We start from the raw sequence: 25,491 nt of genomic DNA, 5'->3' as shown, positions 1-25,491 counted from the left end.
CTCTCAACACAGAGACACTGAGATGTCACAGACGAGAACAATATAGCCCGGCGCAAACCTTGAAATAATTTTTTCTACAAAACCCTGTAAGCCAACCTGTCCAGCCGCGTGCCACTAAGTCGCCCCAATAACTTGCGCACAGGATCAGGATAATCCGTATTCTTTTCCAGCTCACGGTAATGTGAAATGACGGTCGTTTTCTCCATGATGCTGCTCAACTCAACCTGTCTTTGCTGTTGCAATTGATGTTGCGGATCATGGATCAGCAAGGCGTTTTCCAGATCAAGGCGAAAGGCACGCGGGTTCAGGTTATTGCCTGTCATGAGCGCATAATCCTGGTCTATCCACATGCCTTTAAGGTGATAGGTATTGTCATCATCCTTCCACAGGCGCAATTGCAATTGCTGGCTGCTGATTTCTGCCTGATGGGATTTGGCAAAGCGGCGCAGATTGACTTCATACAGATAGGGCAAGGCCGCAATAACCTTGAAAGGTTCTGCTGGTGAGATAAAGAAATCATTGGCAGTCTTGTCGCCAACGATGATGCAGATACGCACGCCACGCTTCAGGGCGCGGTTGATTTCACGCGTGACAGCCAGCGGAAAATTAAAATAAGGCGTGCAGATGGTGATCTGTGTCTTGCCGGCGGCCAGCAGCTGGCAGATGACTTTATTCAAAGGATTGTTTTTACCCACGCCCACCAGCGGCGTCACGCTCAGGCCATGCCTGTCATGCTCTTGCTCGGTCACATTGCAGTCATAGCGGGCACTTTTCAACCGGCTTCTGAATTGCTTGATTTCACGCCGTATGCTGCGGGTTGCGGGTATCTGCGGCATGTCCAGCCTGTGCACGGCAGCGGCTGACAGCAAGTGCTCACGGATGAATTGCACCATACTGTTGGCCAGCACTTTATTGTGTATCAACAGGTAGCGGTCATGGCGGTATTTGTCTTGCTTATGCAGGTAGACATTGTTCAGACTGGCACCGCTGTAGATGACTTCATCATCAATGACAAAGCCTTTCAAATGCAGCACGCCAAACAATTCACGCGTCTGTACTGGTATGCCATACAGGGGCACGGTATAGGCATTGGCCTTGCTGATCTCTTGATACCAGGCTGCATTGCCACCGCTTTTTGCCGCACCAATCAAACCTCTTTGTGCCCGGTGCCAGTCCACCATGACGGCAATATCGAGTTCGGGGCGGGCGGCTTTGGCGTCATATAAGGCCTGCAGGACTTCTGCGCCAGCTTCATCATTTTGCAGATACAGGCTGCACAAATAAATCCTGTGCCTGGCAGCAGCAATTTTTGCCAGCAAGGTCGTGCGGTAGTCTGCTGCGCTAAGCAGCGTCTGGACGGCATCTGCCTGTAGCGGAATGCCGTTTAAATGCGTAAGGTCGGAAGCGGACTTGAAGAGGCGCATGTCTGTCTATAAATGTCTAAGGATGCCAGTGAAAACCTGATGATGGTAACACTAGTGTCAAAAACATCGCTAGCGAAATAGATGTGCCATCCTGAAGCTGGATGCGTGACCCACTTGCTCAAAATGCTGATCCAGCCAGACTTGCGCACGGGCACGCCCCTCTGCATGCAGGCTATGCAAAAATGTTGCCTGCGCATTCATCTTACTGTGGCTGCTCAACTGGCTCATGAGTTCAGGTGCGGCAATGACATGCAGGTTCAACTTGCGCAAGCGACGTTCCAGCCTTCCCCAGGTCAGCCAGCCACGGTCAGCTTCGCGCTTGGCCAGCAACAGGCCCTGCAATTCAGTATGAAAGGTGGAACTGAAACCCATCTCGGTCAGACGGTGCCAGATTTCATTGGCTGAAGCAGGCACTTGCGTCCTGGGCAAGGCATGCAGCAAGATGGCGATAATGTCGCGGGCAGCACATTTATGCACCAGCGGGAATAAAGGAGGATTCGCGGTCAAACCGCCATCCCAGTATGCCTCACCATCGATCTCGACAGCCCTGTGTATCATAGGCAAGCAGGCAGAAGCCAACAAGACATCCAGGCTCATCTGGCGGTTGCGGAACAGCTTCAATGTACCGGTACTGACTTGCGTAGTAGCAACAAAAAGTTCTATGCCCGGTTGCTCACGTAATCGTTGGAAATCTATCTGCGCCGTCAGGATATCGCGCAAGGGATTGATGTCAAAAGGATTGAGCTGGCTCGGTGAAAAGAAACGTGTCCAGGAAAACAAATGCTTCATTGCTGCAGGTAATTCTGATTGCGCAGCGATATCAGCCGTCAACGCATGCTCATCAACAGGCTGGCTGAAGGGAGAATTGCTGGCGACGCTATTCCAGAAATTTTTCAGCGCCTGCCGGGCACCATCTGCCCCACCCTCAAGGTAGCCGTGTGCCAATGCCACCGCGTTCATGGCACCCGCACTGGAACCGCTGATTGCCTCTATGCTGACACGACCATCTTCGAGCAGGCGATCCAGTACGCCCCAAGTCAGTGCGCCATGCGAACCACCACCTTGCAATGCCAGTGTGACTGTTTTGTTCATTCTGTTCCCTTTCAAGAGGCGTAGGCCATGAGGGAGAGTGAAGCACGGAGGTGACCGGCTTATGACGTGGTCAGTGTGAAGGAGTAGCAAGCAAGGGGTGTGCCTGTGAGAGATCGCTGTTGGGCCAGGCCTAATTAACGTCGTAGGTTGGGCTACGTTTCACCAGCCCAACACTGGGCGAGTAAATAACATAGACGTTTTTTTAAGGTCATTCACCAACCAACACTCGGCGTTTAAATAAGATATACGTTTGCAGAGGCACAGTGTTGGGCTGGTAAACCGTAGCCCAACCTACAAGCCTACAACCGCCGCCAAACCTGCCACCGCTCCTTACCCGCAAACACGGGGATGGAGTCACTGACAGCGCGCTCTTCGAGCAAGACAAAATACGGCAACATCAATTCACGAAATGCGGCGCTGTGTATGGTAAACGGCGGCCCTTTGAGCGATGCATCTGGCGCGTCATCAAAGAAAAAATACCCGGCCAGCAAAGCACTTGCTGGCAACAATGCCGCCCAGCGTTTGACGATATCTGCCCGCATCTCAGGAGGCAGGGCGCAAAAGAAGGCGCGCTCATAAATCAGGTCCAGCGGTTGCTCTGGAGTGTAGGAAAAAAAATCTGCCTCAATAACATGCTTGCCCCATTCACCTATCGCAGCCTGCGCGCTGCGCACGGCAGCAGGCGAAAAATCGATAGCCACAACTGGCCAGCCTGCCTGTGCCATAAAAGCGGCTTCATAGCCATTGCCGCAACCGGGGATGAGCGTATTCAATGCTTGCGGCGCAGCCTGCGACATTGCGTGCATAAAGGCTTGCAATTCCGTCGGGACATTACCCTTATCCCAAGGTGTGAAGTTTCTCTCAAAACGCTCGTCCCAGAATTGCGGATTGCGTGGATCACGGTTCAGGAAGTCAGCCATGCCAGTGTTTCAAATTATATGCGTCAGACTTTAAAATAAAAATGCAGCAGCAATTGCGCCACCACGACACCAGAGAACAAGCCTGCACCAAAATACACGATAGTGCGCAACAAGCGGTTGGTGCGTCTTTGCTCTGACAACAGCGCCATCAGCATGTCATCGCTTTGTCTGGGCTCGGCTGCTCGCGTCAAAGCCTGGTGCGCAAGGCGTGGCAATTGTGGGAAGATATGACTGTAGCGTGGTGCTTCGTCCTTGAGTTTGTCCAGCAGACCGCGCCAGCCTACCTGTTCGCTCATCCAGCGTTCCAGATAAGGTTTGGCGGTTTTCCACAAATCCAGATCTGGGTCTAGCTGACGGCCCAGGCCTTCGATATTCAACAAGGTTTTTTGCAGCAGCACCAGTTGTGGCTGCACCTCCACATTAAAGCGGCGAGAAGTCTGGAACAGGCGCAGCAAGACCTGGCCAAAAGAAATGTCTTTCAAAGGGCGGTCAAAGATGGGTTCACAACAGGCGCGCACTGCCGCCTCAAGTTCATCGACGCGCGTCTCTTTAGGTGCCCAGCCCGATTCTATATGCGCCTCAGCCACGCGCTTGTAGTCGCGCTGGAAGAAAGCCAGAAAGTTTTGCGACAGATAATCCTTGTCGAAGTCGTTCAGGGTACCGACGATACCAAAATCCAGGGCAATATAACGGCCTAGCGTCGCTGGCGCGGTTGATACCAGGATATTACCGGGGTGCATATCAGCATGGAAAAAGCCATCGCGAAACACCTGGGTAAAAAAGATGGTCACGCCATCGCGTGACAGCTTTTGCAAATCAACTCCGGCTTCGCGCAATTTATCCAATTGCGAAATCGGTATGCCCTGCATGCGTTCCATGACGATGACCGAGGACGAGCAATAATCCCAATACATCTCTGGCACCAGCAGCAAATCCGAATCTGCAAAATTGCGGCGCAACTGGCTGCCATTGGCAGCTTCGCGCATGAGGTCAAGTTCATCATGCAGATACTTGTCAAACTCGGCCACGACTTCTTTGGCTTTGAGGCGTTTGCCGTCTGCCCACAAGGCTTCCAGCCAGCCTGCGGCAATTTGCATGAGGGCCACGTCATCATCAATAGCTTCTTTCATGCCAGGACGCAGCACCTTGACGGCGACTTCGCGGCCATCTTTCAATGTAGCGAAATGCACCTGGGCAATAGAAGCAGAAGCGACGGGCACACGCTCAAAACTGGCAAACAACTGGTCAGGATGCGAGCCCAGGGACTTTTTGATTTGGGCTATCGCCAGATCAGGGTCGAATGAGGGGACGCGGTCTTGCAGGTGTGCCAGTTCATCGGCAATGTCTGGCGGCATGAGGTCGCGCCGGGTTGATAATACCTGGCCAAACTTGACGAAGATGGGCCCCAGTTCTTCCAGCGCCTTGCGCAGGCGCTCACCACGTGGCGCCGAGATATCACGCCAGAATATGACGGTATCAATCAGGCGCGCAGTGCGTGGCACGGACAGACCTGAAATTGCGATTTCATCGATGCCATATTTGATGGCGATACGCATGATTTTCGCCAGTCTGAGAAACTTCAATATCATCCGCGCATCCTTTCCAGTTTTTCGATGCGCTTGATAAGACGCTCGACATCATCCCGCGTCTTGTTGACTTCGGTACTAAAGCCCTGCACGGCCTGGGGTCTGACCAGCATGGGATTTTCTTCTAAAAAATATTCTGCCAGATTTTCCTGGATTTTTTGATGTGTTTCCAGCACTGTCTGGTGCAGAGCTTTTGCAAAGCCAACCATGCGCACTGCAGCCACGTCACCAAACAGCTTGCTCAAGTCCTCTTCAGCTTCCCAGCGCAGATTCTGGCTGAGATTGGAAATGGTATTAGCGAAATCTGCATCCCCTTCTATCTTCACATAAGAAAAAGCGCGCTCACGGTTTTGCGCTATCAATGGCAAATCACTGAGTTTGACGTAGATCGTGACTTGCGCCAGTTCGTCGGCCGTTGCGCCTTCCAGCAAGCCATCTGGCGCAACTTTGAGGCGCAACTGCATGGTTTGCAAATCTATGCAGGCAATTTTGCCGGCATGTGACAAGAGCTTGTTTTTAGCCCAGCTCTCTTGTGCCAGCAGATGATTGATAAAAGTTACGAAGGGTGCGATGGGGATCATGTTCAAATCAGGGCAATTGCAAACCATCTGGTCAACTCAGAAATGGCAACCAGATATATCGTGCAAAAATCGTGCAAATAAAAAAACCGCCCAGCATTTTGCGGGGCGGCTTCCAGTTTAACAGCTTATCGCAATAGACATACCTGCGACGTATCAAACTTTAAGGACTTTAGTGAACTGTAATAGTGAAAAGCGAAGTGCCTGCCATGCGCGCGCCAACCATGGCTGCGTTGCAAATACTCGCGATAGCCCCGCTATCGCTGTGTTTTTCGCCTTGCCCTGGTTCGCCGGGCGCATGTCCTTCACTTCCGCTTTCACTATTACAATCCACTAGCAAAATTGTTCCAGCAATGTTACAGCGACGACGACAGTACTTCGTACGGCTAGGCGCTGTAACGCCGCTGGAGCGGTTTTGCGTGAGTCCTTTTAATTACATTTGTTGAATACCTGCCAGTACCCAACCACCCTGACCATTGACCGGTTTGGACAAATTCCAGACTTCGTTGAAAGCTTCTGCTGGCGCATTTGCTGCTTCCTTGATCATGCCAGTAAACTTGATGCTGGCCAGATAATCAGCGCCTACGGTTTCCACACCCAGCAAATCTGCATTCAGGGTCACAACATCAGTGACATTGGAAGTTGCGCCACGTTCCTGAATTTGCAATTTCAGTTCAGCATACATTTCTGCTGAAGTGAATTCGCGCAAATCATTGACGTCGGCTTTGTCCCATGCTGCTTGCAAGCGGATGAAATAACTTTTTGCATTGCGCAGGAAACCTGGCACATCAAAGTCAGCCGGAATAGTCCAGTTGGCAGTGGTGTCAGCATTGTTGCCTGTAGAAACCGGCGCATTGTTCTGGAAAGCCATAGGTTGCGGTGTCACTGGTGGTACGCCAGCAAAGGCTGGCTGATTAAAGCCGGGAGCCATGCCACCTTCTTGCCCATTTTTGCGACGGAACAGGCGGATCACAAAGAAAATTGCGAAGCCGATCAGGGCAAAAGTCAGCAAACTACCCAACATGCTGGCAGCTGCACCACCCAGTCCCAGATGGGACAAGGCTGCACCCAGCAAGGCGCCACCGATCAAACCACCGGCAATACCCTTCCATGGGATACCTGGTTTAGGCGGTGCCACTGCAGGTGCACCGGCAGCAGGTGCCGCAGCTGGTTTGGCAGCATTAGCTGGTGACGGCGGCGTAGCCTGGCGCGACACATTATTGGACTGACGACCTATAGAGCCGCCGCCGCCAAGACGCTTGGCTTCTGCGTCAGAAACAGTCATTGCCATCGTACTTGCTACGACCAGCATGGCGATCAGAAATTTTTTCATCATTCGACTCCTGTTTGTTTCAAGGTTTTATTACTTCAGACTTCTTACTGTACTTATTGCTTCACAACTTAATGCCAGTGTGCAAAGCGGCCACACCTGCCGTCAAATTAAAATATTGCACACTTTCCAGCCCTGCCGTTTCCATCATCGTTTTCAGGGTTTCCTGATCGGGATGCATGCGTATGGATTCAGCCAGATACTTATAGCTGTCAGCATCGCCAGCTATCTTTTGCCCCATCCAGGGCAAGACCTTGAAAGAATACAGATCATAAGGTTTTTGCAGGATTTCCGGTACTTTGGAAAATTCCAGCACCAGCAATTTGCCACCTGGCTTCAGTACACGCTGCATTTCTGCCAGTGCCTGATCCTTGTGTGTCATGTTGCGCAAACCAAACGCCACGGTCACTCTGTCAAAGTAATTATCCTGGAAGGGTAATTTTTCTGCGTCGCATAGCAAGGTGGGGGTGATCAGCCCCTTATTCAAGAGGCGGTCTCGCCCTACCCTGAGCATGGACTCGTTAATATCGGTATGCCATACCTCACCCGTCTTGCCCGCCTGACGTACAAATTCCTTGGTCAGATCACCCGTACCACCAGCAATATCGAGCACCTTGAAGCCGGGGCGCACACCGGCCTGAGCGACCGTGAAAATCTTCCAGACCCTGTGCAAACCAGCCGACATCATGTCATTCATGACATCATATTTGGCGGCGACAGAATGAAATACTTCGGCAACCTTATGGACTTTTTGATCTTCTTCTACGGTGGTATAACCAAAATGGGTGGTATTACTCATTTTCTTAGCCTTATCTTTACCAAAAGGGCAGGTTCGTCAATTTACCCTCACTGCACGGGAATCTTGCCCCGCCCCTGCCAAATTTGCTATGTAACGGATTGTAGCCTATTCGCGGCTACAATCCCTGCCTAATTCTTTGCTTCATCCTGTGCGTCTCTGACAAAATCAAATGACTTCTGCATGCTTGGTCAGCGCACTGGCTAGTTCCGTTTGCCATCGTGCTGCATTTCTCGCGTTCCAGACAAGATGAACTTCTTCACTGCATTGAAAACCGCAGTCACTGACCTCCAGCCTGCGCAATTCTGTATCTGCCAGGGCAAAATCCGGCAGATAAGCCAGTGCCTGCCCCGATTTGACCATGGACAGCAATAATTGCAAATCATCTATCCAGTAACGTATTTTGCGTGGTAACTGGTCATCGCGCCAGCCATCTGACAAATTGCCACGTGACTTGCCGCAAAATAATGAGCGCGAAGGGCTGACAAAATCATATTGCAGTACTTGCTGGCTACTTATCTGCAAGCTGGCATTATTACCCAGAGTATCCACACAAGACAGTCCCTGGGCCACCAATGGATGTTGCAAGCCAGCCAGCAATTGCAGATGCAAGGCCCCCAAGGGGGTGCTGACCCAGTCTGCCGACCAATGTCCACCACGCCCATGCAAGACCTCACTGGTCACCAGTGCATTGTTGACCTCGCCACGCTCCAGCGCAGCCAGGGCATCGTCTTCATACATGCTGGACAGGTGTATTTCTGCCTCAGGGTAAGCAGCCATGGCTTGCCTGAACTGTTCTGCATGGCGCCACAGCAAGATGGCTGGCCCGGCAACACGGCAACTGACACTGGCTTGCTCACCACTGACATCTGCTTTGGCCTGATCTGCCATTGCCAGCATATTACGGGCAAATTCCAGCATGCGCTGGCCACTGGCATTCAGGCTCAGTTGCTTGGCAGAACGATCAAACAAGACCGTATCCAGATCGCCTTCGAGCCTGCGCAAGGCTTTCGACACCGCCGATGGTGTCAAGTGCAATTCCTGCGCCGCTGCTCCCAACGATGGCTGCCTGGCTACGCAGGCAAAGATTTTCAGGTCTATCAGGTTCATCTTGTTTAAGTTTTTTCCTAAATTTCCAATTTGGACATCAAAAGTGAATTTATATTGCTTTACGAGACATTTTATCAGAATTAATATGCAAGCATCTCCTTCCCTGATCAAATCTGACCATGACCAATACTGAAAATGTAATTCACCAGCAATGGATATACAGCCGCCATCCCACAGGCATAGTCAGCGATGAACACTATGAACTGCGCAGCCAGCCTCTGGATACTGCCCTGGACCGCGACGAGGTATTGATGGCTGCCCGCTATATCAGCGTAGACCCCTATATGCGCATTAACCAGTCGTCCAAACCCACGTATAACCCGGAACCGCATCCACTCAATACCGTGCAGGCCGCCGGGGTAGTCGGCCAGGTGCTGGCCTCGAATGCCGCCAGCCTCAAGCAAGGTGACTGGGTATTTGGCATGACAGGCTGGCAAAGCCATGCGCGCATACACGTCAGCGCCCTGACCAAGATCGATCCGACTATCGCCCCCGTCAGTACAGCACTGGGCGTACTCGGCATGCCGGGCCGCACCGCCTGGTTTGGCCTGACCGAGGCAGGTAAGCCGCATGCCGGTGAAGTGGTCGTGGTATCTGGTGCAGCAGGCGCAGTTGGTTCACTGGTCGTGCAATTTGCCAAGCGCCATGGTGCCAAAGTCCTGGGCATCGCTGGTGGCGCAGAAAAATGTGTCTGGCTGACAGACAAGCTTGGTGCAGACTGGGCAATTGATTACAAAGCGTTTAACAATGACGAGACATTGAGCCAGGAGATATTCAAACTCACAGGCGGAGTCGATGTGTATTTCGACAATGTAGGCGGCATGGTCACTGATGCCATCATCCCCATCATCAAACGCCGCGCCCGCATCATTATCTGCGGCCAGATCAGCCAGTACAACGGCGGCCTCGACGTCCCGGAAATGGGCCCACGCCTGCTGCAACACATGCTCTACCAGCGCGCCACCATACAAGGCATACTGGCCCGCGATTACCTGCATCGCATGGACGAAATGCTGGCCATCGTCTCACCCTGGGTCAAGGCAGGTGAGCTGGTGTTTGAAGAAACCATCATCGACGGTTTTGAGCAATTACCAAGCGCACTGAATTCTTTATTCACAGGCGAACATCGCGGCAAATTGCTGGTGAAGGTGTAAGCACATGAAACGCTTCTTATCCTTATTCCTGCTCGGCTTTTGCTTCATCTTCAGCGCCCACGCCGAAAAAAAACAAGGCCCCACCTGGGGCGTACACGGCATGCTCCTGTTCGGCAACAGCGAAGGCATGTATGTCTCACACCTGCCCATGTTTCATGCACCACATGATTATCAGGTCGTCTTGCAGATACGCTGCCTCGATCAAAAACTGGATGCGGCAATCAAAGCCAGACTGGAACAAAAACTCGTCTTGTGGACCATGGAACCAGAACAATTCGAAATCGCCAGACTGGCCACAGACAGCAAGACACCGCTGAAACAGTTCAAGGCCAATATCGTGCTTGGTCATTTTGAACAGGGTGGCAAGGTCGAATACAAGGACGTGGCTGTCGTCGTGGAAAAGACCCTGATTTTCCGCCAGCTATCACCACAAATGCGTAACAACAATCAGGCTGTTTATCATCAGATAGGCAGTGGCACGCAACGCTTTCTGTTGAAGGAAATTGATAGCAGGCCCGACTTTGATCATGTGCTGGCGATCAGTGTACCTGCGACTGCGGCGATGGCTGATGTGGTGGTGAAGAAAACGGGATTGCAAGCTGTGAGTGATGCAGAGTTTTTGCAGGTATTGCAGGGTAAGGTGAATAAACGGACTGGTGTGAAGGGGACGATTTATCTTGATCGGGCGGATTTGGAGTAATCAAACCAAGCTGAATGTGCACAGTCTGCTAATGAAGGTATTTACGTCGCTGTTGCTGTTGGGTTTGACCTTGGGGTTGCTTTTGATTTTTGCAGTTCCCATGTGTCGGCGCCGTTTGTGCTGTACAGAAAATGGATTAAGAAGGACCGCTGTTTGAGCCGCAGGCGAGTTTCGGGCCTTCCCATTTTTTGTACAGCACAAACGGGAACCCCCTTTAGGGGGCGACGACGCCTGGGTCGCCCTTTTGGCATACCTTTTTGGCGAAGCAAAAAGGTATGTAGCCGCCGGTCTACCACCGGCCTGCAATCTTAAATAACGTGTGTGGTCAATTAAAAACTGAACTCGAAAATATGGCTTCGTTTTTTTTGGAATACGTTAATCGTAGGCCGAGTGTTGGGCTGGTGAAGCGTAGCCCAACCTACACTCTCCCGGCCTGCAACCGTATATTAACGAATGCAATCATCACAAAATCACACGATTCTGATATTAATAAACTGCACGGTAGACTACGAACGCCGCTGGATTCCAGCCTACGCAGGAATGACGTCAATATGAGGATGATTTATCAAAAAGTGGGAGTGCTGGTCCAATCTGAAACATGATATCTGAGACCTGAGATCGACGTGCACTCAATGCTTAGTCCCACAACTCCCCCCACCCTTCACCGCCATAGGCGCATCCCGCCCAGTCTCCCCAGCAAACCCCGCCGCCTGCAATTTCTCCAGATACTCCTGCCAAACCTGAGCCTGGTTTTCACCCAGCCAATACAAATAATCCCAGGTAAAAATCCCCGAGCTATGCTGGTCAGAAAAAATAGGCTTGATTGCATAATTACCGACTGGTTCTATGCCAACAATACCAACATCGCGTTTGCCGGTTTGCAGCGTCTCCTGCCCCGGCCCATGACCACGCACTTCGGCAGAAGGTGACGACACGCGCAGTAATTCAAACGGCAAAGAAAACTCCTTGCCATCATCAAAGGCGACTTCAAGCACCCGTGATTGTGTGCGGGCGTTCAGGGAAGTTGGTTGTGGGTTACCTATGCTCATGATGCGAATTTCGAAATAATGGTTTGCCTTAATTGCGGCAACAAGTTGCGGCGCGCATCCAAAGCAGACTGGTCAGCCGCATCGCTACGCGCAACCGCCCAGATGGGATTGGGAAAATGCGCATCATCGGTATACCTCGGTATCAGATGCCAGTGCAGATGCGGCACCATATTGCCAAGGCTGGCGACGTTCATCTTGTGCGGTTGCATGACTACACGTATGGCTGCTTCCACCTTCCAGACTGCCTGCATGAAAGTATTCCTGTCAGTCTCCGACAGATCAGTCATTTCCTTCACATGCGCATTCCAGATGACGCGGCAAAAGCCGGGGTAATTTGCATCATCGACGAGGATGACGCGTAACTGACCGGTGCTGACAATGACATCACCAGCACTGGCATCACATAATTCACAAGTAACTGACATTACACCAGCACCCTTTCTATACCGCCGTTATTGGCTTTGGCGACATACTCCGGCATCCAGTTTGGCCCCAGAATGTGCTTGGCCATCTCGACGACGATGTAGTCTGCTGTCGTGCCAGAATCTTCATCATAGCGCGTCAAGCCTTGCAAACAGGCTGGGCAGGATGTCAGGATTTTGACGTCACCGGTAAAGCCATCAGCACGCAGTTTATCTGCGCCCTTGTTCATTTCTTCTTCCTTGCGGAAGCGTATTTGCGTGGAGATATCAGGCCGCGATACTGCCAGCGTCCCTGCTTCACCACAGCAGCGATCATTCTTTTCTATCTTGACGTCATCGACTGTAGTGATCAGTGCATTTACCGTTTTCAAGGGGTCTTGCAATTTCATCGGTGTATGGCAGGGGTCGTGATACATATAACGCGTGCCATTCACTGCGGCCAGCTTGACATCTTTTTCCAGTAGAAATTCATGGATGTCGATGATGCGGCAGCCAGGGAATATCTTGTCGAATTCATAGCCCTGTATCTGGTCATAACAGGTGCCACAAGAGACGACCACGGTCTTGATATCCAGATAGTTAAGCGTGTTGGCCATGCGATGGAACAGGACACGGTTATCGGTAATCATCTTCTCGGCCTTGTCGAACTGGCCGGCACTGCGTTGCGGGTAACCGCAACACAGGTAACCCGGTGGCAGCACGGTTTGGACGCCGACATTCCACAACATCGCCTGGGTTGCCAGGCCGACTTGCGAGAACAGCCTTTCCGAGCCACAGCCGGGGAAGTAAAACACGGCTTCAGTATCTGCTGTCGTGGTTTGTGGATTGCGGATGATGGGGACCATCTTGTCATCTTCAATATCCAGCAAGGCACGCGCGGTTTTCTTGGGCAGATTGCCCGGCATTTTCTTGTTGATGAAGTGAATCACCTGCTCGCGTATTACAGGCTTGCCCAGACTAGCCGGCGGTGCCTTGGTCTGCTTCTTGGCGAGTTTTTTTAATACCGTATTACCGAGGCGCTGTGCCGCCACACCCCAGCCAAAAATCACCTGACGCGCCGCCTTGATGGTGGCCGGGTCTTTGGCGTTCAAGAAGAACATGGCTGATGCTGTACCTGGGTTGAACGACTTCTTGTCCATCTTGCGCAAGAGATTGCGCATATTCATCGACACATCACCAAAGTCGATATCGACCGGACAGGGCGTCACACACTTATGGCAGACCGTACAGTGGTCAGCCACGTCTTCAAATTCTTCCCAGTGTTTGATCGAGATACCGCGGCGCGTCTGCTCTTCATACAAGAAGGCTTCGACCAGCAGCGAGGTTGCCAGGATCTTGTTACGTGGCGAATACAGCAAATTCGCACGTGGCACATGAGTTGCGCAAACAGGTTTGCACTTGCCGCAACGCAGGCAATCCTTGACGCTATTGGCGATCGCACCGATATCGCTTTGCTGCATGATCAGCGACTCATGCCCCATCAGGCCAAATGAAGGCGTGTAGGCATTGCGCAAGTCGGCAGCAAAGTCTGGCAGGTTCAGCAGCTTGCCCTTGTTGAAGCGGCCTTCTGGATCGATGCGCAATTTATACGAGCGGAAATCCTTGATCTCATCTTCAGTCAAAAATTCCAGCTTGGTGATACCTATGCCATGCTCGCCAGAGATCACGCCATTCAATGAGCGCGCCAGCACCATGATGCGGGCAACGGCATGATGCGCCACTTGCAGCATTTCATAATCGTCAGAATTGACCGGCAAGTTGGTATGCACATTGCCATCACCTGCATGCATGTGCAGGGCAACGAAGACGCGGCTGCGCAAGACTTTCTTGTGCACGGCCACACATTCATCAAGTATCAGCTTGAAGGCCGAGCCGCTGAAAATCTGGCGCAGTTGCGCGCGGATTTCTGTCTTCCACGATACCCGTACTGTCCTGTCCTGGACGATGGAAAATACCGTCACATCAGGCTGTATTTTTAATCTTTCATCGAAGACAAATTCCAGCTTGTCCAGACCCAGTTCCAGCAATTCTGTTTTTGCTTCGCTCAGTGGCTTGTCGAGATTATTCAGCAGATAAGTCCAGCGTGCTTCTGCTGCCTGCAAGAGTGCATTGGCTTCATTGACGCGGTCTTCCAGCAATTCAGATGCGGGGATATCATCACCGGCAGCATCTTCACTCTTGCCCAGTGGCAGATTACGTTTGGCGAAAAAGCCTTTCAATCCATCGAGCAAGGCCAGCTTGTTTTGTATTGATAATTCTATGTTGATGCGCTCTATGCCATCGGTGTATTCACCCATGCGGTTGAGCGGGATTACCACGTCTTCATTGATCTTGAAGGCATTGGTGTGTTTGGAAATCGCCGCTGTCTTGGCGCGGTCCAGCCAGAATTTTTTGCGGGCCTCAGGGCTGACGGCCACAAAGCCTTCACCGACGCGGGTATTGGCAATGCGTATGACCTCAGACGCGGCCTGAGCCACGGCGTTTTCATCATCGCCAACGATGTCACCGAAAAGCGCCATCTTGGGCAAGACGCCGCGCTTGGATTTGGTCGTATAACCAACAGCACGCAGATAGCGCTCATCCAGATGTTCCAGACCTGCCAATATCGCGCCGCCCTTGCGGGTTTCGTTATCGAGGTAATCCTTGATTTCGACGATGCTAGGGATGGCATCACGCGCCTGGCCAAAAAATTCCAGGCAAACGGTGCGGGCAAACTTCGGCATCTTGTGCAAGATCCAGCGTGCCGAGGTGATCAGACCGTCGCACCCCTCTTTTTGCACACCCGGCAAACCTGCGAGGAACTTGTCAGTCACGTCTTTGCCCAGGCCTTCTTTGCGGAAGACGCGGCCCTTGATATCAAGCTGCTCGGTCTTGAATGCTTGTTTCTCGCCAGGGTGTGTCCATTCGAGCTTGAACTTGGCCACTTCCACGTCGTGGATTTTGCCAAGATTATGTTCAAGCCTAGTTACTTCCAGCCAGTCACCGTTAGGATCAACCATGCGCCACGACGCCAGATTATCCAGCGCCGTGCCCCACAATACCGCCTTCTTGCCGCCTGCATTCATGGCGACGTTGCCGCCTATGCATGAGGCTTCGGCAGATGTCGGGTCAACGGCAAATACAAAACCCGCTTTTTCAGCGGCATCAGAGACGCGCTTGGTGACCACACCAGCACCGGAATAAATGACGGCATAATCACGGTCAACGCCGGGCAGGCGCGTCATTTCGACAGCACCCAGTTGTTCCAGCTTTTCAGTATTGATGACAGCTGACAAGGGCGTCAGCGGTATCGCACCGCCAGTATAACCAGTGCCACCGCCACGCGGGATAATGGTCAGACCCAGCTCTATACAGCTTTTGACGAGGCCCGCCATTTCATCTTCAGTGTCTGGGGTCAGCACGACAAACGGGTATTCAACACGCCAGTCGGTTGCATCAGTAACATGCGATACGCGGCTCAGGCCATCGAACTTGATATTGTCTTTTGCCGTAAAGCGCGCCAGCAGTTTACTGGCCTTCTTGCGCAAATCATAAGTGTCGCGGAAATCCTTGGAAAACGCTGCCACCGCCTTGCGGGCGGCCTGTACCAGTGTTTCCACGCTATTACTGCGTTCTGCATCATCGTTGACCGTACTCAGGCGGCGCTTTTCTACCTCGGCCAGCCTGTGGTTCAGCGCATCGATCAGATCCTGACGACGGCGCGGATTATCCAGCATATCGTCTTGCAGGTAAGGATTACGCTGCACTACCCAGATATCACCCAGCACTTCATACAGCATGCGCGCAGATCGTCCGGTCTGGCGTTTGCCGCGCAATTGATCAAGCAATTGCCATGCATCTTCACCTAGCAGGCGGATGACGATTTCGCGGTCAGAAAACGAAGTATAGTTATAGGGAATTTCCCGCACGCGGGTCGGTGTTGCGCCTTGGGGAGCATCTGCGAGCAAGGCCTGGATCTGGGCTGGAGCATTCATCAGTGACGTGGTTGGACGGATATATAAAAGTCCATTCTAACTTATTGCGATGCACCACGCGCCAACAGCCTTGAAGTTTATACGGTAATGAATGGTGATTGTGGCAATTTTCCAAATGGAATTTGGCGAAAGTCGCCAAAAATGACGCGAAAGTGGCTGACTTTGCAAATTCATCACAATTACGGCTGCACAAAAGTCAGGCAGGCAAATTTGATTTACATCGTTTGTCGTATTTTACACCTGACTGCAAGCTGAGCTGCGATCGTTTGGACACGAAATAAAACGAATGCTATGCAAGCCAATATTTATAGCCTCTTACGACCCAATAAACCATTAAATTTATCACAACAAATAGTATAAAAAAACGGGCAGCCTCCGCTGCCCGTTCTTCATGCAAAAAAATCAACCCAGCAAAGCAGGCGCAGTCTTGCCCAGTTTCAGGGTGGTTTCTACTGGCAACCAGTTACCTGTAGATTCCTGACGGCCTTGCAGCAGGAAGCGTGGATTAGCTTCTTTGGCGGCGTCAGCAGCAGCTTTGGACAATTCACCGATCTTGCCTTTTTTGAGGCGATTCACGACCAGGCCGATTTCTGTTTCCTTGAAATCGCGCAGCATGTCGTAGTCACCATCGCTGTCACCGGCCACGAATATAGGGCCGTAGCCTTTTTTGGCAACCAGTTCACGTTTGATGACGACAGTCTTGCCTGGGCCCCAGTTCAAAGGCCAGTCTTTGCGGTAGGCGTTTTTGTAGACATCGCCGTTTTGTTCCAGGCGCAGGCCCAGGACATTTTCACGTTGTACGTGGTAACCATATTTTGGATTGGTGGCAAACACGGCGACGACATCTTCCAGTGAAGCGGTGCTGACATAGACGTCAATACCGTTTTGGCGGAAAGTGTTCATCAATGTAGCCACTTCTGTACACAGGCGTATACCGTGAAAGTGTGCCGTCGTGATGACACCGGCCACGCCTGGCAGAGATGCCGGGCTGGTGTATTTGACTTTGCTCAGGCCCATGCCCAGGTTGGCATCGTTGGATGCTTCTGCCAGTGCACTGACTTCACCGACTGTCATATTGGCGAAGAAGTAGATGACCCATGGATAACCGACGTTCACGCCATGCGTATCATTGACAGCTTCGTACAGGAAGTAAAGCTTGGCGCGGAAGTCCTGGAATTGCGCAGTTTCGACGATTTCTTCCAGGCTGCGGCTACCGGCCATGCCTTTGTAGTTGGCATGCAGGTAAGCGTAGTCACTGTCGAGATCGGTACAAACGCTTTCCAGATCCAGTTGCTTGCCAGCTGCATTTTTATAGTCGGCAGTAAAATTACCAACCGGTACATTTTGACGGATGACTGCAGAGAATTCTGGTGGCGTCAGCTTGAATGCCAGGTGATTGATCTGGTACATCAGCAGCGCTTCTTCGCAGTCATTCATGATGCTGGTGTTGTCCCAGTCGAACACAGCGTAAGGTTTACGCTTGACAGAATAAGTCTTGCTGGTATTGCCGTGCTTGGCGATCAGGGCAGCAACCAGGTCACGGTTACGTGGCGACCATTTGGCGCTATCCAGAAATACCGCTGGTGCTGCAGCCGGTTTTGCCATGGCTGGCACAGCCAGCGTTGCGCCTGCTGCTGTTGCAACCAGTCCCTGCAAAAATCCACGGCGCGGCTGTTTGTTTGTGAGTTTATTATCTTGCATTTTATTTCCTTACTTTCCTTGTATTGTCCTTGTATTGCGCATGCTTTGCCGCATGCCAGGGCGGGTATTTTGTCAAAAAGCTGTCTTGCTCAATTTACACTAATGCGTAGGTACTCATGCTTTCCAGCAAGCATTATAGTCAAACATTGTGACATCTCGACACGCCGCCAGAAAATTTAGGCGGATTTGTATATACCTTATTAATTTCTGGTTAATTCGTGACATTTCTTTGCCTGTCCAGGGCAGAATATAAATGACATAAATGTACTTCCGATGGCGCAAACAAGCGTACTGGCAAGTCGCTCATGCCTATGCCCCGGCTGGTCAGCAAGTAACGCCCGCCTGGCAAGGCAAACAAACCCCGGGCATAACGACGTTCACCTGAACCTGGTGGCAAAACCAGCGGTTTACCAGCAGGCGTGGCAATTTGTCCGCCATGGGTATGGCCGCAAAAGGCAATCTGAAAATCATGTCCGGCAACATGCTTGAGGCCCAATGGTGAATGCATGAGTAGCAAACGCACATCGCCTGCCCCAGTAAAAGTCTGGTCTGCGTCTGGCATACCGACACCGGGCTCATCCATACCGCAGATGGAAATGGCATCAAATGGCGCTGACAAGCGTGCGTTTTGATTGACCAGGACCTGGACACCTGCATCCTGCAGGCAGTTGAGTATATGCCCATCATCCAGCCACAAGTCATGATTGCCCAGGACGGCGAACTTGGCAGTAGCTGGGTTGAGCAAACTTAAGGGTTTGAGCAGATGTTGCACATGCCGGGCATGCAGCGAGACATAATCGCCACCAAACAAGATGACATCCGGCGCAAAGTCAGCAATAGCGGCAAATGCCTGTTCCAGCAACCTTACATCAGTCAGCGGGCCTGCATGCAAATCTGAAATGAATGCCAGCTTGCAGTTAAAGCCTTCAGACAGAGGCAGGTAAAAATCGCGTCTGTCTATACGCAAACCGCCTTGCAGCTTCAGGGCATAGGCAATGCGTGCGGCCCAGTTTTCTTGATAAAAAGCGGCTTCCAGCCCCTCACCCGCGCGCCGCCACCAGCCATAGTATTTACCTCTGCCCATGTCTGATCAAAATATGAAGTTGGCGATTTTGGTCCAGACTCCTTCTGGTACTTTCAATAACAGCCAGGTGATGACGATGTAACGCAGGCACTTGCCCACTGCCATGTAAAACACACTGGGCCAGAATGGCAGGCGCAACCAGCCCGCCAGAGTGCAGATGGGGTCACCGATGCCGGGCAGCCAGGCCAGCAGCATGGTCTTGGCACCAAAATGCTGCAACCAGCGATACCAGTAACTCTCACGTTCACGGTCAAAAGCCTGTTTGGCGGCATAGCCCATGCCATAGTCGACCATGCCACCCAGGGTATTGCCCAAGGTAGCGACGACGATGACTTGCCAGAAGATCGCAGGGTTGCTCTTGATGACAGCAAAAACTGCCGGTTCAGACCCCATGGGCAACAAGGTGGCGGAGATAAAACTGATGATAAAGACTGAACTGAGACCAATTTCAGGCAGGGCCAGCATGCTTAATATCCAATGGACTGCGGCTTCTATCATCGTGGTTTGATATGGCTGTAAAAAGCATACATTATAATGGCGCCTGCAATTTCAAATCAGTATGCAGTGACTTAGGGCTAAATTAGCTCTAGATCACTAGTAGATCAGCCATTTTTAACTAACAATAAGACATCCATGAGCACCGATTATCTGAAGAAGATCCTGACAGCGCGCGTCTATGACGTCGCCTTTGAAACCCCGCTGGAATACGCTACCAGCCTGTCGGCACGCATGGATAACCGAATTTATTTCAAACGCGAAGACATGCAAAGCGTGTTCAGCTTCAAGCTGCGCGGTGCTTATAACAAGATTGCCCACCTGACGCCTGCACAACTCAAGCGCGGCGTCATCTGCGCCTCTGCGGGTAACCACGCCCAGGGTGTAGCCCTGAGTGCCAGCAAGAAGGGCTGCAAGGCGGTTATCGTCATGCCCACCACCACACCACCAGTCAAAATTGACGCGGTACGCACACACGGCGGTGACCTGGTTGAGATCGTCCTGTTTGGTGACTCCTACACCGATGCCTACGGCCATGCGCTGGAACTGGAAAAGAAACGCAAGCTGACCTTCGTCCATCCTTTTGATGACCCGGATGTTATTGCTGGTCAGGGGACGGTGGGCATGGAGATTTTGCGCCAGCACGCTGAGCCTATCCACGCGATCTTCGTCGCGATTGGCGGCGGGGGCCTGATCTCAGGCGTGGCAGCTTACGTCAAGGCGGTGCGTCCGGATATCAAGATCATTGGTGTGCAAACGACTGATTCTGACGCCATGGCACGCAGCCTCAAAGCTGGCAAGCGTGTGACTTTGAATGATGTGGGCCTGTTCTCTGATGGTACAGCCGTCAAGCTGGTGGGCGAAGAAACCTTCCGCCTGGCCAAGCTGTATGTCGATGAAGTGATTACTGTCGATACCGACGCTGTCTGCGCCGCCATCAAGGATGTGTTCCAGGACACCCGCAGCATCCTGGAACCTGCCGGTGCATTGGCAGTAGCCGGTTGCAAGGCCTATATAGAGCGCGCCAAGGCTGACAAGAAGCCATTGAAGAATGAAGCCCTGGTCACCATCGCCTGTGGTGCCAATATGAATTTTGACCGCCTGCGCTTTGTCGCTGAGCGTGCCGAAGTCGGAGAAGCACGGGAAGCCGTGTTTGCCGTGACCATACCAGAAGAACGCGGCAGCTTCCGCCGTTTCTGTGAACTGATAGGCGCGCGCAATGTCACAGAATTCAATTACCGCATCAGCGATGAAAAAGCCGCGCATATTTTTGTGGGCATACAAGTACACGATAAGCTGGAATCTGGCAAAATTGCCAAGAATTTTGAAAAGCATGGTTTTGCCACACTGGACCTGACGCATGATGAGCTGGCTAAATTGCATATACGCCATCTGGTCGGCGGCAAGAGCAGCCTGGCCAAGGATGAATTGCTGTATCGCTTTGAATTCCCTGAGCGCCCGGGTGCTTTAGGGCGTTTCCTGAACAGCATGGCACCGAACTGGAACATCAGTTTGTTCCATTATCGTAACCATGGCGCAGATTACGGCAGAACTTTAGTTGGTTTACAGGTTCCAAAGAAGGAAATGAAGGCTTTCCGCGAATTCTTGGCGACCCTGGGTTACCGCTATTGGGATGAAAGCAAGAATCCCGTTTATCAATTATTTTTGGGCTGATGCAGCCTACCCAAGTTAACGCAGACAACATGACAGATTCCGCACCAAGTACGCCCGAACATTCATTATTAGGCAAACCCGCGACCTACAAGTCCGAATACGATGCCAGCCTGCTGTTCCCGATTTCCCGCGCGGGGAAAAGGGAAGAGATAGGGCTGACCAACAGCCTGCCTTTCTTTGGTGTGGATATCTGGAATGCCTATGAAGTGTCCTGGCTGAACATGCGCGGCAAACCGCAAGTGGCGATTGCCGCCATCACGGTGCCAGCAGATTCACCCAACATCATCGAATCCAAGTCGTTCAAGCTCTACCTGAATTCTTTCAACCAGACCCGTCTGGCAGGCACTGATGCGCTGGCCAGCCTGTTGCAGGCAGATTTGTCTGCCGGTTTTGGTGCGGCAGTACAAGTCAAGTTGACCACGCCAGATCAGTTCGGCAAACTCGCCATGCATGAATTGCAAGGCCAGTTGCTCGACAGGCTCGATATCGAAGTCGATAACTATACACCTAACCCATCACTGTTGACCGCCAACTTTGATGAATCGCCAGTAGAAGAAACCCTGATCTCGCATTTGCTGAAGTCCAACTGCCTGGTCACTGGCCAACCAGACTGGGGCAGTGTGCAAATCCATTATGTAGGCCCGCAAATCAACCAGGAAAACCTGTTGCAGTATTTGATAGGTTTCCGCGACCACAATGAATTCCACGAGCAATGTGTGGAACGCATCTTTGTCGATATCATGCGCCACTGCAAACCGCAGAAGTTGTCAGTCTATGCACGGTATACCCGTCGCGGCGGGCTGGACATCAATCCATGGCGCAGCAATTTCAGTTCGGGCCAGGGCCCGGACAACCGCCGGAATGCGCGCCAGTAAGCCGGGCAGCATCCCTCTTATTCCTATTTTTTGTATCCATTTGTAACCATCATTATGTTGAAGTTCAAAAATTTCTCTTTGCGCACGGCCTTGTGCGCATCCAGCCTGTTGTTATGCATATCGGCCCAGGCCCAGACTACTGCCACCACCACAACCCAGGACGATATGGGCTGGTGGGATAGCGCCAAAGCCAAAGTCAGTAAAATCATGGATGAAGGTGACTTGTCACTGATGGTTGCAGGCCATACCCACCATGGTCGCGGCACTTACACCAAGGAAAGAATTGCCGAACTGAATGAGCACACCTGGGGCCTGGGCTTTAGCAAAGCCATACGCACCAAGGAAGACAATGAAGAATCAGTCTATGCCATGATGATTTCTGATTCGCACTTCAAGCCGCAACCCATGGCTGGCTATGCCTATCAATGGATGAAACCTCTGGGTGACACGGTCGAAGTTGGTGGCGGCCTGACTGGTGTGCTGATCAGTCGCACTGATTATTTTGGTGGCTTCCCCTTCCCTGCGATCCTGCCTGTTGCCTCCGTAGGCACACGTAGTACCAAGCTGATGGCAACCTATGTACCCCGTTTTTCCAAAAACAAGGGCAATGGCGACGTGCTCTTTTTGTTTGTTCGCTTTGACTTGAAGTAAATGTCTGGCGGTATTCTGGCCCGGCAATTGCCGGTTCCCAGGACTGATGAAACTGGCGGCATTTTTTGGACTGCGCGGGGTCATATGTTTTTGATACTAGCGAATTACCATCATTGTCCTAAGAACTTGCTTGATGTAAAGTAGCCAGACTTATTCGTTTTATAGATTGTCGTCGTGATAATTCCGGTCCCGTTTTCAAGTACTAGCACACGCGAGCCTGCCGCCAGTCAAGACTGGCATATGGCCTTGCTGGAACATAACCCGGATGCGATGTATGTACTGATCGACGACAACCTGGTGTATGCCAATCCGGCAGGTGCAGAACTCATGCATGCCGGTGACCCACAACAATTGATCGGTCTGAAGCCGGAAGCCTTCTTGCACGGAAGGCATCATGAAGGTGCCAGGACCATACTGCAGAAATTGCGGCAGGATGGTGCGCAAAGCAAGCATACCTGCCAGTGCATACGTCTTGATGGTCAGCTACTCGATATAGAAGTCCGTGCTACGCAATTCAGTTTTAATGAACAAACAGCCATCTTGCTGACGGCGCGCGAAATCACTCCCCGCAGCAGCTCCCGTTCCAGCGCCACCGTCACCGCGCTACCCCTCGCCGATCAAGTCCGTTACAAATCCAGCCGCGTCCATGAAGCCCTGCATCACGAGAAAGAAATTCTCGAGATGATTGCGCTCGACAAACCGCTGACCGATATTCTGGAAGACGTTTGTGATCGCATGGAACGCCTGCTCGACAATGGCGCCCTGTGTGCCATCACCCTGTATGACGCCAGCACCCAGCACCTGAGTTTTGGTGCAGGCCCGTCCTTACCGGATGGCTTTTGTGCCTTGTTAGGCAATGTACCGGTCGATACCAGCTCAGGCTCAGCGTCAGCGGCGATTCATTACCAGCGCACCACCATCGTGCAGGATATTGCTGTTAGTCCGCTGTGGAAGAATTTGCGCGAACCGGCGCTACGCTACGGCTTGCGCTCCTGTTGGTCTTTGCCGATTACCACTGCCTTCAACACCTTGTTGGGTACAGTCGATGTGTATCACCAGATGGTACACAGCCCGAATGAAGACGAGCAGGCCATGATGATGGATGCCTGTGACCTTATCGGCCTGGCCATCGACAAAAAAAATATGGAACAAAGCCTGGAGGAAAGCGAAGAACGCTATCGCTCCGTGGTGACCAATCTCAGTGAAGGCATCATGGTCATAGGCCCGGACGGCCAGATCCTGACCTGCAATCCCAGTGCCCAGCGCATTTTGAAGATAGAAGATATCGCCACGGTAGGCAGGCGCCATCGATACTTCAAAAACATACTCGGTGACGAGGGACAATCCATACGCATGGGCGATGACCCGGCCTCAGTGGTGTTCCGCAGCAAAACCGCGATACTGAATTTGTCCATGGGCGTGGAGTTGCGTGATGGTTCTATTGTCTGGTTGCTGGTGAATGTGCTGCCCATCAATAAGAAAAGCAGTGCCTCGGTGTCTGCTGTACTGATTTCATTTACCGATACGACAGAAGTGCGTGAAACGCAAAGGCAATTGCATTTCATGGCATCTTATGATGCCCTGACAGGTTTACCGAATCGTCATCAGCTCAATCAACGCCTGGTCAAGGCACTGGCTGGTGCCAAGCGCACCCAGCACCGTCTGGCCCTGCTCTTCCTCGATCTCGACAGGTTCAAGAACGTCAATGACACGGCTGGCCATGCGGCTGGTGACACGCTCTTGCGCGACGTATCTTCGCGCCTGAGTTCATGCATACGCACGACCGACATGCTGGCCCGCCTTGGTGGTGATGAGTTCGTCATCGTTGCCGAAGCCTTTGAAGATGCCATGCAACTCAAGGACCTGGCAGAACGCGTGCTGGCCCGCATGCGCGATCCTTTCGTGATTGATGGTAACGAATATCATCTGGGTACTTCCATCGGTATCAGCGTTTACCCGCATGATGGTGAAGACGGCCCCACGCTCATGCGTTGCGCTGATTCTGCCATGTACCATGCCAAGGAATCGGGCCGCAATAATTACCAATTCTTCACGACAGAACTCAATGTGCGCGCCCAGCATCGCTACGCGCTGGAAACCAATCTGCGCCGTGCCCTGACTGATAATGAATTCCTGGTGTATTACCAGCCCAAGATTTGCCTCAGCACCTCACGCATCGTCGGTGCAGAAGCCCTGATACGCTGGCAAATGCCGGATGTGGGCCTGGTACCACCGAATGAATTCATCCCTATTTCTGAAGAAATCGGCCTCATCCTGCCACTGGGTCGCTGGATTTTGCGCCAGGCTTGCCTGCAAACCCAGTTATGGCGTGAACAGTATTCACCCGACCTGGTCATCAGTGTGAATATCTCGCCCAAGCAATTCCAGGACCCTGGCCTGCCCAAGTACATAGAACAGGTCTTGCACGAAATCGGCTTGCCCGCATCTGCCCTGCAACTGGAAATTACTGAAGGCTTGCTCATGGGCGACATAGACTTGCTGCTGCCGGTTTTTGATGCCATTAAAAAGCTGGGTATCAGCATTTCGCTGGACGACTTTGGCACAGGCTTCTCTTCTTTATCTTATTTACAACGCTTTCCTATCGACAATCTCAAGATAGACCGGTCTTTCATCCGTGATATCCCGGGTAACCCCGATTCCGTTGTACTGACGCACGCCATCATCGCCATGGCCAATGCGCTGGGTATGAGCGTCACAGCCGAAGGCGTGGAAAAAGCCGACCAGATGTTCTTCCTCGCTGACTCTGGCTGTCAGGAGATGCAAGGCTTTTATTTCAGCCAGCCACTACCTGTTGATAAATTTGAAAAATTACTGAGAGACAACGTTCGTTAAAAGTGTTGTCAAGTTTTGCGCAT

At 52.0% G+C, this 25,491-nt stretch carries 20 protein-coding genes; 6 read left to right on the top strand and 14 right to left on the bottom strand.

From position 1 onward, the window contains the following. Positions 1–74: 74 nt before the first annotated feature. The 8 genes from pssA to AC3WQT_RS07340 all read right to left on the bottom strand — a co-directional run bounded on the left by pssA (position 75) and on the right by AC3WQT_RS07340 (position 8,836). On the bottom strand, positions 75–1,424 hold the full coding sequence (gene pssA, locus AC3WQT_RS07375) for a CDP-diacylglycerol--serine O-phosphatidyltransferase (RefSeq protein ID WP_492703201.1): 1,350 nt from the start codon (positions 1,422–1,424) through the stop codon (positions 75–77). 69 nt (positions 1,425–1,493) lie between these two features. Continuing rightward, on the bottom strand, positions 1,494–2,516 hold the full coding sequence (locus AC3WQT_RS07370) for a patatin-like phospholipase family protein (protein ID WP_492703199.1): 1,023 nt from the start codon (positions 2,514–2,516) through the stop codon (positions 1,494–1,496). Positions 2,517–2,815: 299 nt separating this feature from the next. Further along, on the bottom strand, positions 2,816–3,436 hold the full coding sequence (locus AC3WQT_RS07365) for a methyltransferase domain-containing protein (protein WP_492703197.1): 621 nt from the start codon (positions 3,434–3,436) through the stop codon (positions 2,816–2,818). Between the two features lie 23 nt (positions 3,437–3,459). Further along, the gene (gene ubiB / locus AC3WQT_RS07360) at positions 3,460–5,025 is read right to left on the bottom strand and encodes a ubiquinone biosynthesis regulatory protein kinase UbiB (protein ID WP_492703196.1); all 1,566 of its coding nucleotides are present in this window, start codon (positions 5,023–5,025) and stop codon (positions 3,460–3,462) included. Next, positions 5,022–5,603, bottom strand: a complete 582-nt coding sequence (locus AC3WQT_RS07355) for a ubiquinone biosynthesis accessory factor UbiJ (protein WP_492703195.1) — start codon at positions 5,601–5,603, stop codon at positions 5,022–5,024. The genes ubiB and AC3WQT_RS07355 overlap by 4 nt, the downstream gene beginning before the upstream one ends. A gap of 430 nt (positions 5,604–6,033) precedes the next feature. Next, on the bottom strand, positions 6,034–6,936 hold the full coding sequence (locus AC3WQT_RS07350; protein WP_492703194.1) for a Tim44 domain-containing protein: 903 nt from the start codon (positions 6,934–6,936) through the stop codon (positions 6,034–6,036). 58 nt (positions 6,937–6,994) lie between these two features. Further along, complete coding sequence (gene ubiE / locus AC3WQT_RS07345; RefSeq protein ID WP_492703192.1) at positions 6,995–7,729, bottom strand: bifunctional demethylmenaquinone methyltransferase/2-methoxy-6-polyprenyl-1,4-benzoquinol methylase UbiE; 735 nt, start codon at positions 7,727–7,729, stop codon at positions 6,995–6,997. A gap of 165 nt (positions 7,730–7,894) precedes the next feature. Continuing rightward, positions 7,895–8,836: a LysR family transcriptional regulator gene (locus AC3WQT_RS07340; RefSeq protein ID WP_492703191.1), complete on the bottom strand. Its 942-nt coding sequence runs from the start codon at positions 8,834–8,836 to the stop codon at positions 7,895–7,897. Between the two features lie 119 nt (positions 8,837–8,955). Here AC3WQT_RS07340 and AC3WQT_RS07335 point away from each other — a divergent pair, with 119 nt between their 5' ends. Both AC3WQT_RS07335 and AC3WQT_RS07330 read left to right on the top strand, forming a co-directional pair. After that, positions 8,956–9,990, top strand: coding sequence for an NADP-dependent oxidoreductase (locus AC3WQT_RS07335; protein WP_492703190.1), 1,035 nt, complete (start codon positions 8,956–8,958; stop codon positions 9,988–9,990). A gap of 4 nt (positions 9,991–9,994) precedes the next feature. Beyond that, positions 9,995–10,690 carry a hypothetical protein gene (locus AC3WQT_RS07330; protein WP_492703188.1) on the top strand — a complete coding sequence of 232 codons (696 nt, stop codon included), beginning with the start codon at positions 9,995–9,997 and terminating at the stop codon, positions 10,688–10,690. 629 nt (positions 10,691–11,319) lie between these two features. Here AC3WQT_RS07330 and AC3WQT_RS07325 read toward each other — a convergent pair. The 6 genes from AC3WQT_RS07325 to AC3WQT_RS07300 all read right to left on the bottom strand — a co-directional run bounded on the left by AC3WQT_RS07325 (position 11,320) and on the right by AC3WQT_RS07300 (position 19,418). Next, on the bottom strand, positions 11,320–11,739 hold the full coding sequence (locus AC3WQT_RS07325) for a gamma-butyrobetaine hydroxylase family protein (protein WP_492703186.1): 420 nt from the start codon (positions 11,737–11,739) through the stop codon (positions 11,320–11,322). Then, positions 11,736–12,164, bottom strand: a complete 429-nt coding sequence (locus AC3WQT_RS07320) for an HIT family protein (protein ID WP_492703184.1) — start codon at positions 12,162–12,164, stop codon at positions 11,736–11,738. Before AC3WQT_RS07320 ends, AC3WQT_RS07325 begins: the two co-directional genes overlap by 4 nt. Further along, positions 12,164–16,135 (bottom strand): DUF3683 domain-containing protein, encoded by a 3,972-nt coding sequence (locus AC3WQT_RS07315; protein WP_492703182.1) that lies wholly within the window; start codon positions 16,133–16,135, stop codon positions 12,164–12,166. The genes AC3WQT_RS07320 and AC3WQT_RS07315 overlap by 1 nt, the downstream gene beginning before the upstream one ends. Before the next feature lie 402 nt (positions 16,136–16,537). Continuing rightward, positions 16,538–17,836 carry an HAD family hydrolase gene (locus AC3WQT_RS07310; RefSeq protein WP_492703180.1) on the bottom strand — a complete coding sequence of 433 codons (1,299 nt, stop codon included), beginning with the start codon at positions 17,834–17,836 and terminating at the stop codon, positions 16,538–16,540. Between the two features lie 211 nt (positions 17,837–18,047). Beyond that, positions 18,048–18,920, bottom strand: a complete 873-nt coding sequence (locus AC3WQT_RS07305) for a metallophosphoesterase (RefSeq protein WP_492703178.1) — start codon at positions 18,918–18,920, stop codon at positions 18,048–18,050. A gap of 6 nt (positions 18,921–18,926) precedes the next feature. Beyond that, a complete protein-coding gene (locus AC3WQT_RS07300) occupies positions 18,927–19,418 on the bottom strand; it encodes a YqaA family protein (protein WP_492703177.1) in 492 nt (163 codons plus the stop codon). Positions 19,419–19,499: 81 nt separating this feature from the next. On the opposite strand from AC3WQT_RS07300, the gene ilvA reads away from it, so the two are divergent. The 4 genes from ilvA to AC3WQT_RS07280 all read left to right on the top strand — a co-directional run bounded on the left by ilvA (position 19,500) and on the right by AC3WQT_RS07280 (position 25,468). Beyond that, positions 19,500–21,089: a threonine ammonia-lyase, biosynthetic gene (ilvA, locus tag AC3WQT_RS07295; RefSeq protein WP_492703640.1), complete on the top strand. Its 1,590-nt coding sequence runs from the start codon at positions 19,500–19,502 to the stop codon at positions 21,087–21,089. Positions 21,090–21,118: 29 nt separating this feature from the next. Next, entirely contained in the window at positions 21,119–21,964 is an 846-nt protein-coding gene (gene queF / locus AC3WQT_RS07290; RefSeq protein WP_492703176.1) for an NADPH-dependent 7-cyano-7-deazaguanine reductase QueF, read from the top strand. 54 nt (positions 21,965–22,018) lie between these two features. Then, positions 22,019–22,615, top strand: coding sequence for a hypothetical protein (locus tag AC3WQT_RS07285; RefSeq protein WP_492703175.1), 597 nt, complete (start codon positions 22,019–22,021; stop codon positions 22,613–22,615). 174 nt (positions 22,616–22,789) lie between these two features. Continuing rightward, positions 22,790–25,468, top strand: a complete 2,679-nt coding sequence (locus AC3WQT_RS07280) for a sensor domain-containing phosphodiesterase (protein ID WP_492703174.1) — start codon at positions 22,790–22,792, stop codon at positions 25,466–25,468. Positions 25,469–25,491 lie beyond the last annotated feature (23 nt).

The organism is Undibacterium sp. FW305-107 (assembly GCF_058788535.1).
The sequence above is the reverse complement of the archived record's forward strand: the minus strand, read 5'-3'. Positions and strand labels throughout refer to the sequence as shown.

What these genes read in the sequence shown, in the direction of transcription:
- pssA (WP_492703201.1), bottom strand. Translation starts at nt 1,424, where the DNA reads ATGCGCCTCTTCAAGTCCGCTTCCGACCTTACGCATTTAAACGGCATT.
- AC3WQT_RS07370 (WP_492703199.1), bottom strand. Translation starts at nt 2,516, where the DNA reads ATGAACAAAACAGTCACACTGGCATTGCAAGGTGGTGGTTCGCATGGC.
- AC3WQT_RS07365 (WP_492703197.1), bottom strand. Translation starts at nt 3,436, where the DNA reads ATGGCTGACTTCCTGAACCGTGATCCACGCAATCCGCAATTCTGGGAC.
- ubiB (WP_492703196.1), bottom strand. Translation starts at nt 5,025, where the DNA reads ATGATATTGAAGTTTCTCAGACTGGCGAAAATCATGCGTATCGCCATC.
- AC3WQT_RS07355 (WP_492703195.1), bottom strand. Translation starts at nt 5,603, where the DNA reads ATGATCCCCATCGCACCCTTCGTAACTTTTATCAATCATCTGCTGGCA.
- AC3WQT_RS07350 (WP_492703194.1), bottom strand. Translation starts at nt 6,936, where the DNA reads ATGATGAAAAAATTTCTGATCGCCATGCTGGTCGTAGCAAGTACGATG.
- ubiE (WP_492703192.1), bottom strand. Translation starts at nt 7,729, where the DNA reads ATGAGTAATACCACCCATTTTGGTTATACCACCGTAGAAGAAGATCAA.
- AC3WQT_RS07340 (WP_492703191.1), bottom strand. Translation starts at nt 8,836, where the DNA reads ATGAACCTGATAGACCTGAAAATCTTTGCCTGCGTAGCCAGGCAGCCA.
- AC3WQT_RS07335 (WP_492703190.1), top strand. Translation starts at nt 8,956, where the DNA reads ATGACCAATACTGAAAATGTAATTCACCAGCAATGGATATACAGCCGC.
- AC3WQT_RS07330 (WP_492703188.1), top strand. Translation starts at nt 9,995, where the DNA reads ATGAAACGCTTCTTATCCTTATTCCTGCTCGGCTTTTGCTTCATCTTC.
- AC3WQT_RS07325 (WP_492703186.1), bottom strand. Translation starts at nt 11,739, where the DNA reads ATGAGCATAGGTAACCCACAACCAACTTCCCTGAACGCCCGCACACAA.
- AC3WQT_RS07320 (WP_492703184.1), bottom strand. Translation starts at nt 12,164, where the DNA reads ATGTCAGTTACTTGTGAATTATGTGATGCCAGTGCTGGTGATGTCATT.
- AC3WQT_RS07315 (WP_492703182.1), bottom strand. Translation starts at nt 16,135, where the DNA reads ATGAATGCTCCAGCCCAGATCCAGGCCTTGCTCGCAGATGCTCCCCAA.
- AC3WQT_RS07310 (WP_492703180.1), bottom strand. Translation starts at nt 17,836, where the DNA reads ATGCAAGATAATAAACTCACAAACAAACAGCCGCGCCGTGGATTTTTG.
- AC3WQT_RS07305 (WP_492703178.1), bottom strand. Translation starts at nt 18,920, where the DNA reads ATGGGCAGAGGTAAATACTATGGCTGGTGGCGGCGCGCGGGTGAGGGG.
- AC3WQT_RS07300 (WP_492703177.1), bottom strand. Translation starts at nt 19,418, where the DNA reads ATGATAGAAGCCGCAGTCCATTGGATATTAAGCATGCTGGCCCTGCCT.
- queF (WP_492703176.1), top strand. Translation starts at nt 21,119, where the DNA reads ATGACAGATTCCGCACCAAGTACGCCCGAACATTCATTATTAGGCAAA.
- AC3WQT_RS07285 (WP_492703175.1), top strand. Translation starts at nt 22,019, where the DNA reads ATGTTGAAGTTCAAAAATTTCTCTTTGCGCACGGCCTTGTGCGCATCC.